The following is a 13,954-nucleotide window of genomic DNA, read 5'->3' on the forward strand; positions in this document are numbered from 1 at the left end:
CCGGGATGCATCATCTAGTAGAGCGGATTGCCAACAAAGATATTCGTGCGTTAGCAAGGGCAATTACGCTCGTGGAAAATGACCATGAAGAAAAATTACAAATTATGCAAGACGCCTACGCGATAAAAAAGAATGGGATGTATGTCGGACTAACTGGTTCACCAGGAGCTGGGAAAAGTTCCCTCGTGAATCGGTTAATTTCCCATATTCGTTCAGAAGGAAAAACAGTTGCAGTCATTGCGGTTGATCCAACAAGTCCTTTTAGTGGTGGGGCTCTTCTAGGTGATCGAGTACGGATGAACGAACACTTTACAGATGATGGTGTATATATCCGTAGTATGGCCACTCGTGGGAGTCTTGGGGGACTTGCACGAGCTACAAAAGATGCCGTCCGAATATGTGATGCCTTTGGGTTTGATGTCATTATTGTGGAGACGGTCGGGGTAGGACAATCAGAACTCGATATTATGAAAATTGTCGATACAACGGCAGTCGTACTTACGCCTAATAGTGGGGATGTTTTACAAATTTTTAAGGCAGGCATTATGGAAATTGCCGATTTATTTGTAATTAATAAAGCCGATTTGCATGGCGTTGGAAAGCTACGAGCAATGCTTCGGGAACTTGTACATATCACTCAAACAGAAGAACATGAAACAGCTATCGTCAAAACAATTACAACGGAGAATAAAGGGATTGATGAGCTTTGGGAGAAAATGAAAGACCATCATGATTATTTATACCGTACAAAAGCTGGGAAAAAACGTCGCGATATGCAATTTGAATTAGAAGTTCTGGAATTAATTCGCGAAGAAATATGGCGTGATGTGTATCAGTTTATGCGGGAACAATCATTTTCAATCGAGGACCATGATCCGTATAAACAGGCAAGCAAATGGTATGAAAAATGGAAAAAAGAAGGGAGATAGCCAGATGGAGGAGAAAAAGGTTCTATCTTCTGTGAAAGATGAAGAGTTAATTAAGAAGCGGCGCGACCAAATGATAAAAGGTGCCTTAACGTTATTTAAAGAAAAAGGTTTTCATAAAACAACAACAAGAGAAATCGCGAAAGAATCGGGCTTTAGTATTGGTACGTTATATGAATACATCCGTACAAAAGAAGATGTCTTATTTCTAGTCTGTGAATCGATCCATGGGGAAGTGCTGAAACGGTTGGAACACGTGATGGAACGGAATAAACCGTCGGCTGAAAACTTAGGCGCTGTCATATCTTCTTTTTTCCGATTAATGGATGAAATGCAAGAAGAAATATTGATTTTATACCAAGAAGTTAAATCATTAAGTAAAGAAACGCGAAGTGCCATTTTACAAAAAGAAAAAGAGATGGCTTTGATGCTTGAAAAAGCAATTACAGCGTCACTTCCAAATGAGATATCGAAAAAGGATATTACATTATTAGCCAATAACATTATGATTCAAGGACATATGTGGGGATTTAGGAGATGGATGTTACAAAAAGAATATACCCTGGATGAATATATTGAAAAACAAATTCATTTTGCATTTTTAGCAATGGGTATTCATTACGCGAAATAAAAGGAGGGCTTACAGTGGTTCAACAAGTATTACCATATCAAACAAAGCATCCCGTTCGCTTTGTGACTGCATCTAGTTTGTTTGATGGTCACGATGCTTCGATTAATATTATGCGACGAATCTTGCAAGCAAGTGGGGCTGAAGTCATTCATCTTGGCCATAACCGCTCTGTCGAAGAGGTTGTTCAAGCAGCGATTCAAGAGGACGTCCAAGGTATTGCTATATCGTCATACCAAGGCGGACACGTCGAGTATTTCAAGTACATGATTGATTTATTGAAGGAATTAGGAGCAGATCATATTAAAGTGTTTGGTGGTGGCGGTGGTGTTATTATCCCTCGTGAAATCAAAGAACTGCACCAATATGGTGTAACAAGAATATTCTCACCAGATGATGGTCGAGAGTTTGGTCTGCAAGGAATGATTAATGTCATGTTAGAGGAATGTGATTTTGAACCTCCTTTTGATATAGAAAAACAGCTTGAGAATTTACAACAAGGTGACCGCCAAGCAATGGCTAGACTCATTACGTACGTGGAAAATGAAGAAGTTACTGATGAAGAAAAGCAAAAAGTTCTTGATGCGGTGAATGAAATTGCTGATACGAACATACCAGTACTAGGTATTACAGGTACAGGTGGAGCCGGGAAAAGTTCCTTAACAGATGAATTAATTCGTCGTTTTCTAAATGTAATTCCGGACCGAAAAGTGGCAATTATTTCGATTGACCCTACGAAGCGGAAAACGGGTGGCGCATTACTTGGAGACCGAATTCGGATGAATGCGATTTTCTCTGATCGCGTATACATGCGCTCGTTAGCAACAAGGGATTCTAGAAGTGAAATTTCCAAGGCAACTCAAGATGTTATTCAAGTAGTTCGTGCATCTGGTTTTGATTTCATTATTGTGGAAACGAGTGGAATTGGGCAAGGTGATGCAGCGATAACGGAAATTACCGATTTATCGATGTATGTGATGACTTCTGAGTTCGGTGCTCCAACCCAGTTAGAAAAGATTGATATGATCGATTTTGCTGATTTTATTGTTATTAATAAATTCGAACAAAAAGGTTCAGAAGATGCCTTAAATCAAGTCCGCAAGCAATATGAGCGTAGCCATATGTTATTCCATCAAGATAAAAAAACATTTCCGGTGTATGGGACGATTGCGAGCCAGTTTAATGATAGTGGAACAAATGCGTTATTTGCCGCACTAATTGATAAAGTAAATGATAAATATGGTTGGGAGGAAGCGGTTGATTTTGATCGTTATACTCTTTCTGAAAAGCAAAATTTAATTATTACGAATGAACGGCGTCATTATTTGCGTGAAATTGCTACACATGTCCGTAATTATCATAAAAACGCGAAAGAACAGAGCGATATTGCACGAAAGATGTATCAGCTCCATGGTGCGATGCAAGTCGTAGAAGATGAAGATATTCGAAATCCATTGTCTAGAACATATACAACATATGAAGCGAAACTTCATCCAAATGCGAAGAAACTATTGGAATCTTGGGATAGGACGAAAGAAAGTTATTCTGGAGATACGTATGTTTATAAAGTAAGAGATAAAGAAATAACGATGGAACTAACAACCGAGACTCTTGCTGGTTTAAAAATTCCTAAAGTAGCTTTTCCGAAGTATACAGACTGGGGAGAAAGACTCCTCTGGCAGCTGAAGGAAAACGTTCCAGGTGCCTTTCCGTTTACCGCAGGTGTATTCCCGTTTAAACGAAAAGGGGAAGACCCAACAAGACAGTTTGCTGGAGAAGGAACTCCAGAACGTACGAATAGAAGGTTCCATTACTTATCGAAAAATGATGAAGCAAAGCGTCTGTCGACTGCATTTGACTCCGTTACGTTGTACGGGGAGGATCCTGCATACCGCCCTGATATTTACGGAAAAGTCGGGGAGAGCGGTGTTAACGTCTGTACGTTAGAGGATATGAAAAAACTGTATAGTGGTTTTGATTTAACGAGTCCAACAACTTCGGTATCGATGACAATTAATGGTCCAGCACCAATTATTTTAGCGATGTATTTTAATACGGCAATTGACCAACAAGTAGAAAAGTTTACTAGTGAACAGGGACGTAAACCAAGTGCCGATGAATATGAGAAAATTAAAGCAGAAACAGTATCAGTCGTTCGCGGAACGGTTCAAGCAGATATTTTAAAAGAAGATCAAGGGCAAAATACATGTATTTTTTCAACAGAATTTGCTCTACGAATGATGGGAGATATTCAGCAGTACTTTATCGATAACCAAGTTCGTAATTACTATTCCGTGTCTATCTCTGGGTATCATATTGCCGAGGCTGGTGCCAATCCAATTACTCAACTAGCATTCACGCTAGCGAACGGATTTACGTATGTGGAGTATTACTTAAGTCGAGGGATGGATATTAATGACTTTGCGCCGAACTTATCCTTCTTTTTCTCCAATGGGCTTGACCCAGAATATACGGTAATTGGTCGCGTAGCACGTCGAATCTGGGCGATTACGATGCGTGATAAATATGGTGCAAATGAACGTAGTCAAAAGTTAAAGTATCATATCCAAACATCCGGTCGCTCACTTCATGCACAGGAAATTGATTTTAACGATATTCGCACAACCTTACAAGCATTAATTGCTATTCAAGATAATACGAATTCACTTCATACAAATGCTTATGATGAGGCGATTACAACACCGACAGAAGAATCCGTTCGTCGGGCAATGGCTATTCAAATGATTATTAACCGTGAATTCGGATTAACGAAAAATGAAAACTCACTACAAGGCTCGTTCATTGTCGATGAACTAACTGATCTTGTAGAAGAAGCAGTCCTACAAGAGTTCGAGCGCATTAATGATCGTGGTGGCGTACTCGGTGCGATGGAACGTCAATACCAACGTGGCAAAATCCAAGAAGAATCGCTCTATTATGAAGGCAAAAAGCATTCCGGAGAACTTCCAATTATCGGGGTGAACACATACTTAAATCCAAACCCACCTTCTGAAGAAGAAATCGATTCAATGGAACTTGCCAGAGCAACAAAAGAAGAGAAAGAACACCAAATCCAAGAACTAAATAAATTTAAAGAAAACCACAAACATGAAGTTGGCCCAGCATTAGAGCGGCTAAAACAAGTTGCAACGTCAGGCGGAAATGTTTTTGAAGAATTAATGAATACAGTCCGCGTTGCTAGCCTTGGCCAAATTACTAGTGCCCTTTATGAAGTCGGCGGGCAATATAGAAGGAATATGTAAGGGAAGAAAAGTGATTTGATTTGAGGAAGGACATTACAAGGGTGATATGCTGTTGTAATGTCCTTTTTTGGGGGGGAGTTTTTGTTGGGGGATGAATCGTTAGTCAACCGTCAATTATTGGTGTTGCGAGTGCCCGTTGGAGAGAGGGATGCTCGTCAACCGTCACTCATAAGTGTGATGAGTGCCCGTTGGAGGGAGGAATGCTCGTCAACGGTCACTCATCGGTGTTATGAGTGCCCGTTGGAGGGAGGAATGCTCGTCAACGGTCACTCATAGGAGTTATGAATGCCCGTTGGAGGGAGGAATGCTCGTCAACGGTCACTCATAGGAGTTATGAATGCCTGTTGGAGGGAGGAATGCTCGTCAACGGTCACTCATAGGAGTTATGAATGCCCGTTGGAGGGAGGAATGCAGGTCAACGGTCACTCATAGGAGTTATGAATGCCCGTTGGAGGGAGAAATGCTCGTCAACGGTCACTCATAGGAGTTATGAATGCCCGTTGCACCAAGAAACGCACGTCAACGGTCACTCATAGGAGTTATGAGTGCCCGTTGGAGGGAGGAATGCTCGTCAACGGTCACTCATAGGTGTGATGAGTGCCCGTTGGAGGGAGGAATGCTCGTCAACGGTCACTCAAAGGTGTGATGAGTGCCCGTTGCACCAAGAAACGCACGTCAACCGTCACTCATAAGTGTGATGAGTGCCCGTTGGACCAAGAAAGGCACGTCAACCGTCACTCATAGGAGTTATGAGTGCCCGTTGCACCAAGAAACGCACGTCAACGGTCACTCAAAGGTGTGATGAGTGCCCGTTGGACCAAGAAAGGCACGTCAACCGTCACTCATAAGTGTGATGAGTGCCCGTTCCATCAAGAAACACACATCAACCGTCACTCATCGCTGCCATGAGTGCCCGTAGCACCCTAAACCCCGCCTCACCCTCATTCAACCATCCCATGGAAAGCATTAGCCACATACATCCCAAATAACAAACAGAAAAACGACCATTTTTCATCGCAAATAATGTCGAATAAGCTATCTTGCAAAGAACTTGCTTAAACAAATAAAATAAATTTGATAATTACTTCCCATTTTGTTTATAATGTATGATAGCTTTATAAACATACATAGTTATTTCACCCTAGAGTAATCTCTACCCTAGAGGATACACTTTATAATAAAAGTTGCTTATTAAATAAAAAGGGAGTGCGGTACTGTGAGCTTGGATAATTTGAGCCGCGAGGATATTAAAAAAATGTCAATGTTAGAATTGGCAAAAGAAGTATTATTAGCAGAAAAGAAAGCATTAGATTTTAAAGATATTTTTAGTAGAGTTGCAGAGCTAAAAGAATACACAAATGAGCAAAAAGATGACTTATTAGCTCAGTTTTACACAGATTTAAATGTAGATGGAAGATTTATCACATTAGGTTCCAATATGTGGGGATTAAAGCGTTGGTATCCATTTGAACAAATGGATGAGGATATTTATAACGAACCAACGAAAAAGAAAAAATCGAAGAAGAAAAAACTGGATGAAGATGATGATTTGGATATTGAGGAAGATTTAGATCTTGACCTTGACGACGATGATCTAGACGATGATGATGACTTTGAAGACATCGATGATGATGAGTTTGACGAAATTGAGGAAGATGATGATTTCGACGAATTCGATGATGATGATGACGATGAAGTAGATGATGAATTAGAAGATTTGAATGAAATTGACGAAGACGAAATCGATGAGGATTTTGACGAAGACAAGTAAAACATCATCTTGACTTTTAGAGGACTGGTTAGTAAAATACGTATTGGGCTCTTAAAATTTACTAATTAATAGCGTCTCCCTAAAAAGGGAGGCGCTTTTTGTGTTTTATACAAGTACTATTCGGGAAACTAATCGTTAGTCAGTAATATAAAACAGTAAGTTATAAGAGGGTTGAATTAGAAAAATCACTGTGATGTTCATAAATTACATGATTCGTAACTAGAATTGTGCACACAATAAAAGCAAACAGTGATCGAAAAATACTTATCATCATTAACTATATACAGAAAGAGGGATTGTCGTGGCTAAATATATTTTTGTCACAGGTGGCGTTGTGTCATCATTAGGAAAAGGAATTACAGCAGCATCAATTGGAAGATTACTTAAAAATCGTGGATTAAAAGTAACGATTCAAAAATTTGATCCGTATATCAACGTTGATCCAGGTACGATGAGCCCTTACCAACATGGGGAAGTTTTTGTAACTGATGATGGTGCAGAAACAGATTTAGATTTAGGTCACTATGAACGTTTTATTGATGAGAACCTAAATAAATATAGCAATATTACGACAGGGAAAGTATATTCAAATGTCATCCGTAAAGAGCGTCGTGGCGATTATTTAGGTGGAACGGTTCAAGTGATTCCACATATTACGAATGAAATTAAAGATCAAGTTTTCCGTGCTAGTGATGCAACAGGTGCAGATGTTGTTATTACGGAAATCGGCGGAACAGTTGGAGATATCGAATCCCTACCATTTTTAGAAGCAATTCGCCAAGTGAAAAGTGATATTGGCAAAGAAAATGTCATGTATGTTCATTGTACATTAGTGCCATTTATTAAAGCAGCAGGGGAATTAAAGACTAAACCAACTCAACATAGTGTGAAGGAATTACGTTCATTAGGTATTCAACCAGATGCCGTTGTGTTACGTACAGAACATGAAATTAGCCAAGATATGAAAGATAAGATTGCTTTATTCTGCGATATTCGTGAGGAAGCAGTTATCGAAATGCGTGATGCAGCAAATCTTTATGAAATTCCACTTTCTTTACAGGATCAACATTTAGATCAATTAATTTGTGATCATTTTGGCTTAGATGTGCAAGTAGCTGATATGGCAGAGTGGAAAGAATTAGTTGATCGAGTGACTCATCTTTCGAAAACAATTGAAATAGGTCTTGTTGGAAAATATGTGGAATTACAAGATGCGTACATTTCTGTAGTGGAATCATTAAAACATGCAGGGTTTGCATACGATACAGATATTAATGTACATTGGATTAATTCTGAAAAGATGGACGTTGGAACAATCCGTGAAAAATTATCTCAAGTAGATGGGATTATCGTACCAGGTGGATTTGGTGACCGTGGTATTGAAGGTAAGATTGAAGCAATTCGCTATGCGCGTGAAAATAATATTCCTTTCTTTGGAATATGCCTAGGAATGCAATTAGCAACAGTAGAATTTGCTCGGAATGTATTAGGATATAAAGATGCACATTCTGCAGAGATTAATCCAAATACAAGCTATCCAATTATTGACTTATTACCTGAACAAAAAGGGGTAGAAGACTTAGGTGGAACACTTCGTCTAGGACTTTATCCATGTAAACTAAAAGATGGTACAAAAACAAAAGCAGCTTATGATGGAGCAGATGTAGTCGAAGAGCGTCATCGCCATCGCTATGAATTTAACAACGAATACCGTGAAGAAATGGAAGCACATGGGTTAATTTTCTCAGGAACAAGCCCAGATGGACGATTAGTAGAAACCATTGAAATTAAAGATCATCCTTGGTTTGTAGCGTGTCAATTCCATCCAGAATTTAAGTCCCGTCCAACTAGGCCACAAAGCCTATTCAAAGGATTTATCGGAGCTTCTGTCGAAAAAAGTAATCAAATATAATCATTTGCTCGAAATCTGAGTAGTTAATTAGTCGCGAATTTGCCAATTTTTGGTACATTTTGCGACTTTTTCTGTTATATTCTAATAAATGTTTAATCATAGTGGTGATAGGGTATAAGGGAACAGACAAAAATATATAGCATTGATTAACTGTTATGGCAAAAATCGGAATATATTTCGTTCGCTAAAAAGAAGGATTTTTGTAAATATTTATCGAATAGTTAATCATTAAGGGGGATGGTGTCAATATGAACCAAAACATTTTAATCGTAGATGATGAAATAGGAATTCGGCTTTTATTGGAGGATCTTTTAGAAAGTGAGGGTTTTTCCATTTTGACAGCTAAAAATGGACAAGAAGCACTTGATATCATTAGTAAAAACGCAATCGACTTAATGATCATTGATTATAAGTTGCCGAAAGTAGACGGAATCGAAGTGCTTATGCAATTAGCTCATGAAAATAAACAGATAGATACGATTGTCATGAGTGGCTTAGTAGAAAATATTCAAGAGGAGATAACTGAATTAGCGAATGTAAAAAAAATATTATCGAAGCCGTTTGACGTTCTCGAAGTAAGAGATTATGTCAAACAACATCTTGCCAATTAATTTTAAATATTTGAAATACCTCTACTTTTACTCGATTACCTTGCACCATAGTATTTGACTTTGGTATTCTATAACTGAATCAAATAAATGGTAGTCAACATTAAGAGGAGGGTTTCACATGCCATTAGTATCAATGAAAGAAATGTTAGAAAATGGTAAAGAAAATGGTTATGCGGTTGGTCAATTCAATATAAATAATCTGGAGTACATACAAGCAATTCTGCAAGCAGCAGAGGAAGAGAAATCTCCTGTAATTTTAGGGGTTTCTGAAGGTGCTGCAAAATATATGGGTGGATTCAAAGTCGTTGTAGCAATGGTGAAAGCACTGATGGAAGAGTATGGGACAACTGTTCCAGTAGCAATCCATCTTGATCATGGCTCAAGCTTTGAAAAATGTGCACAAGCTATTCATGCAGGATTTACTTCTGTTATGATTGATGCTTCACATTCCCCAATTGACGAAAATATTGCAACTACGAAGAAAGTAGTCGAATTAGCTCATATTCATGGCGTATCTGTAGAAGCTGAAGTGGGTACTGTTGGTGGAGAAGAAGACGGAGTAATTGGTGGAATTAGCTATGCAGACGCACAGGAATGTGTACGCTTAGTTAAAGAAGCTGGTATTGACTGTCTAGCTCCAGCACTTGGTTCTGTACATGGACCATATCAAGGAGAACCAAATCTTGGTTTTAAAGAAATGGAAGAAATTCTTAACTTAACTGGTGTTCCACTAGTACTTCATGGTGGTACAGGTATCCCAACAAAAGATATTGAGAAAGCGATCTCACTAGGTACAGCTAAAATCAATGTTAATACAGAAAATCAAATGGCACAGGCAAAAGCTGTTCGTGAAGTATTAAACGCGAAGCCAGAATTATATGATCCACGTAAATATCTAGGACCAGGTACAGAAGCAATTAAGCAAACCGTTATTGGTAAAATGCGTGAATTTGGTTCTTCCAATAAAGCATAATAAAAAAGTTAATGCCCTTTCTATTAATGGTCACTACCTTAGAATATAGTTAGTGGCATAATAGTAAGGGCTATTACTATACATAGTTTAAATACTAACTATTAGGAGGGTGTAACAACTTGAAATTTTTTATCGATACAGCAAATATAGAAGAAATTAAAGTGGCAAATGAATTAGGGGTTTTAGCAGGAGTAACGACTAACCCGAGTCTTGTCGCAAAAGAAGGCGTGTCTTTCCATGACCGTCTAAAAGAAATCACTTCAGTAGTAACGGATCGTTCCGTAAGTGCAGAAGTAATCGCGGAAGATGCTGAAGGTATGATTAAAGAAGGAAAAGAACTTGCTGCAATCGCACCTAATATTACGATTAAAGTTCCGATGACGCTGGAAGGGTTAAAAGCAGTGAAAGCGTTCAGTAGTGAAGGTATTACAACAAACGTGACACTTGTATTTAATGCAAACCAAGCACTACTTGCTGCACGAGCTGGAGCAACTTACGTTTCACCTTTCTTAGGTCGTTTAGATGATATCGGACATGATGGGATGCAACTAATTGCAACTATCGCAGAAATCTTTGACCGTCATCATCTTGATACACAAATTATCGCTGCAAGTATTAGACATCCACTTCATGTGACAGATGCTGCACTTCATGGTGCACATATCGCAACTGTACCATATAATGTTCTTGGTCAATTAGTGAAACATCCATTAACAGACCAGGGAATCCAGAAGTTTCTTGCAGATTGGGAGAAAGCAAATCAATAAGCATGGAATGTTTGGTCATTGACCAAACTATATATAAATCAAACAGTTAATTAGCATGACTTTTTGACTGTTGTTTAAAAAAGTGGTGGACAGGGGAACTGTGAATAGTTAACCTCACCTCAAAAGCGGGGTTTTGATATGCAGAAAATGATAGTGGAGGGCGGTCATTTCTTAAATGGTAAAGTACGCATCAGTGGTGCGAAAAATAGCGCGGTAGCACTTTTACCAGCTGCTATTTTAGCGGACTCAGAAGTAACAATCGAAGGACTGCCAGAAATTTCGGATGTAAATACGCTTAGTGATCTATTAGAAGAAATTGGCGGAAGTGTGAGTTGGGACGGCCAAACGATTCATATCGATCCGAGAAATATGATATCGATGCCGTTACCAAACGGGAAAGTGAAAAAACTTCGTGCTTCTTACTATTTTATGGGAGCAATGCTCGGTAAGTTTGGAAAAGCTGTCATTGGCTTGCCTGGTGGATGCTTCTTAGGTCCGCGCCCAATCGATCAGCATATTAAAGGGTTTGAGGCATTAGGAGCAGAAGTAACGAATGAACATGGAGCAATCTATATTCGCGCAAAAGAACTAGTTGGTGCTCGTATTTATTTAGATGTGGTTAGTGTTGGTGCAACAATCAACATAATGCTCGCTGCTGTCCGGGCAAAAGGAAAAACAATTATTGAAAATGCAGCAAAAGAACCAGAAATTATTGATGTAGCCACTTTACTAACAAATATGGGGGCTAAAATAAAAGGCGTAGGAACAGATGTCATTCGTATTGAAGGAGTTCCTTCCTTACATGGGTGCCGCCATACCATTATTCCAGACCGAATTGAAGCAGGAACCTATGCAATCGCTGCAGCTGCTGCCGGAAAAGAAGTCATTATTGACAATGTCATTCCACAGCATTTGGAATCATTATTAGCAAAATTACGTGAGATGGGTATTACTGTTGAGGACTCAGACGACCAACTTTATATCGCATCAAAACCTCGACTAAAAAGCGTGGATATAAAAACATTAGTTTATCCAGGTTTTCCAACGGACTTACAACAACCATTTACAAGTTTATTAACAAGGGCAGAGAATACAGGAGTCATTACCGATACAATTTATTCCGCACGACTCAAACATATCGACGAATTACGTCGAATGAATGCAATTATCAAAGTCGAAGGCGGCTCCGTCATCGTATCAGGCCCAGTTAAATTAGCAGGATCCAGCGTAAAAGCAAGTGACCTTCGAGCAGGAGCAGCACTCGTAATCGCAGGACTAATGGCAGAAGGCATCACCGAAATCACCGGACTCGAACACATCGACCGAGGCTACGAAAACATGACAGAAAAACTAAACAACCTCGGCGCCAACGTCTGGCGAGAAGACATGACCGAAGAAGAAATCATCCAATTTCAAAATTCATAGGGTTTAAGGATTCAATAAATAATGAACTCAAGTTATATTTATTTAGATATATTCTGCCTTAAGTGGCTGGGGATAAGTTATTATTAGCTCCGGATATATACGGAGACTCCTGTGGGAGGATAGGCCTAGGTGAGACCCCGAGAATGCACCTGCGTCTGCCAGTAACGCTACGCAGCATGCTTCCTCGGTGCAAGGCAGCAATGAAGCAAATTCATTGTAGTAGCCTGGCTCACCAGCCGCCCACGGAAAGCGAAGTATATTCCCGGAGCGGGTTATATGCACTATAAAAAAGAATTTGCAGATAATAACAAAAGTGAACATCATTCAGCCACGGTGAATAAAGGAAGCTATTGATAAATAAACCTTCTTGGGATGAGACGTTATTTATCATAGGGAGATGGAACAAATGGAACGAAGCTTAACAATGGAAATCGTACGCGTAACAGAAGCAGCAGCACTAGCCTCCGCCCGCTGGATGGGCCGCGGCAAAAAAGAAGAAGCAGATGACGCAGCAACAACCGCAATGCGCACAGTTTTCGACACCATACCAATGCAAGGAACAGTCGTTATTGGAGAAGGCGAAATGGACGAAGCACCAATGCTATATATCGGTGAAAAACTCGGGACAGGCACAGGTCCACTAGTAGATATTGCAGTAGACCCATTAGAGGGAACGAATATTGTAGCCAGTGGAACAACCAATGCATTAACGGTTATTGCCATTGGAGACCATGGAAAAGTACTCCATGCACCAGATATGTACATGAGAAAAATTGCCGTAGGTCCAGAAGCAGTTGGGAAAATTGATATTAATGCACCAACCATTGACAACCTTAAAGCAGTTGCTAAGGCAAAAAATAAAGACGTAGAAGATTTAGTCGTTATTTTACTAGATCGTCCACGTCATCACCAAATTATCGAAGAAATTCGCGAAGCTGGTGCTCGAATTCGCTTAATTCAAGATGGCGATGTTGCAGCGGCAATTAACACAGCATTTGACCACACTGGTATTGATTTATTTATGGGAATAGGTGGAGCACCTGAAGGGGTAATTGCTGCCATGGCCCTAAAATGTCTAGGTGGAGAAATGCAAGGTCAACTCGTACCACAAAATGATGAAGAGATTGCCCGTTGTAAAAAAATGGGTATAGAAGATATCAATAAAATCTTCTATATGGATGACTTTTGTAGTGGCGATGATGCTATCTTTGCAGCAACAGGTGTAACGGATGGAGAACTTTTAAAAGGAGTTCAGTTTAAGGGTTCAAAGGCTAAAACACAGACAGTCGTCATGCGTGCTAAAAGTGGTACTGTTCGCTTTATTGATGGAGAACATAGCTTAAAGAAAAAACCAAACTTAGTCATGAAGCCAGATTAAATATCTAGTGGAGACATTGGTAACAAGTCAATGTCTTCACCCTCTTTTCATATAATTCATTAGAATTAGGTATCATGAACCTATACCGAGTAGGGGGATACCAATTTCCATAACAATTTTCCTACATCATTTCATTTAACAAATATTTTCCAAACGTTAAAAAAAGTATTGAATAATCCTGATAAAACGTTTAACATTGTAAATGTTTAAGATAAGTGTTGTTTGGTTAATATACGAAATAAAGAAAAAATTGTAAATTATAATTTTCTCGCCTGAGAGGATTTCATTAAACTTCTATTC

At 39.2% G+C, this 13,954-nt stretch carries 10 protein-coding genes; all 10 read left to right on the forward strand.

Going from position 1 to position 13,954, the window contains the following annotated elements; genetic code table 11:
* The first annotated feature begins 5 nt into the window (after window positions 1-5).
* Window positions 6-929 (forward strand): methylmalonyl Co-A mutase-associated GTPase MeaB, encoded by a 924-nt coding sequence (meaB, locus tag IEV35_RS02405; protein WP_188383100.1) that lies wholly within the window; start codon window positions 6-8, stop codon window positions 927-929.
* A gap of 4 nt (window positions 930-933) precedes the next feature.
* Window positions 934-1,557, forward strand: coding sequence for a TetR/AcrR family transcriptional regulator (locus IEV35_RS02410; RefSeq protein ID WP_188383101.1), 624 nt, complete (start codon window positions 934-936; stop codon window positions 1,555-1,557).
* Between the two features lie 14 nt (window positions 1,558-1,571).
* Window positions 1,572-4,817 carry a fused isobutyryl-CoA mutase/GTPase IcmF gene (gene icmF, locus IEV35_RS02415; protein ID WP_188383102.1) on the forward strand — a complete coding sequence of 1,082 codons (3,246 nt, stop codon included), beginning with the start codon at window positions 1,572-1,574 and terminating at the stop codon, window positions 4,815-4,817.
* 1,255 nt (window positions 4,818-6,072) lie between these two features.
* Window positions 6,073-6,588, forward strand: coding sequence for a DNA-directed RNA polymerase subunit delta (gene rpoE / locus IEV35_RS02420; protein ID WP_308419755.1), 516 nt, complete (start codon window positions 6,073-6,075; stop codon window positions 6,586-6,588).
* A gap of 301 nt (window positions 6,589-6,889) precedes the next feature.
* Entirely contained in the window at window positions 6,890-8,500 is a 1,611-nt protein-coding gene (gene pyrG, locus IEV35_RS02425; RefSeq protein ID WP_188383104.1) for a CTP synthase, read from the forward strand.
* A gap of 248 nt (window positions 8,501-8,748) precedes the next feature.
* Window positions 8,749-9,111 carry a response regulator gene (locus IEV35_RS02430; protein WP_188383105.1) on the forward strand — a complete coding sequence of 121 codons (363 nt, stop codon included), beginning with the start codon at window positions 8,749-8,751 and terminating at the stop codon, window positions 9,109-9,111.
* Window positions 9,112-9,229: 118 nt separating this feature from the next.
* Window positions 9,230-10,084, forward strand: coding sequence for a class II fructose-bisphosphate aldolase (locus IEV35_RS02435; protein ID WP_188383106.1), 855 nt, complete (start codon window positions 9,230-9,232; stop codon window positions 10,082-10,084).
* 119 nt (window positions 10,085-10,203) lie between these two features.
* Window positions 10,204-10,851, forward strand: coding sequence for a fructose-6-phosphate aldolase (gene fsa / locus IEV35_RS02440; RefSeq protein ID WP_188383107.1), 648 nt, complete (start codon window positions 10,204-10,206; stop codon window positions 10,849-10,851).
* Window positions 10,852-10,989: 138 nt separating this feature from the next.
* Entirely contained in the window at window positions 10,990-12,276 is a 1,287-nt protein-coding gene (gene murA / locus IEV35_RS02445; RefSeq protein WP_188383108.1) for a UDP-N-acetylglucosamine 1-carboxyvinyltransferase, read from the forward strand.
* A gap of 406 nt (window positions 12,277-12,682) precedes the next feature.
* Entirely contained in the window at window positions 12,683-13,654 is a 972-nt protein-coding gene (glpX, locus tag IEV35_RS02450) for a class II fructose-bisphosphatase (protein WP_188383109.1), read from the forward strand.
* The last annotated feature ends 300 nt before the right edge of the window (window positions 13,655-13,954 follow it).

The sequence above is a fragment of the Ornithinibacillus halotolerans genome, from assembly GCF_014637405.1.
Classification (GTDB): domain Bacteria; phylum Bacillota; class Bacilli; order Bacillales; family Amphibacillaceae; genus Ornithinibacillus; species Ornithinibacillus halotolerans.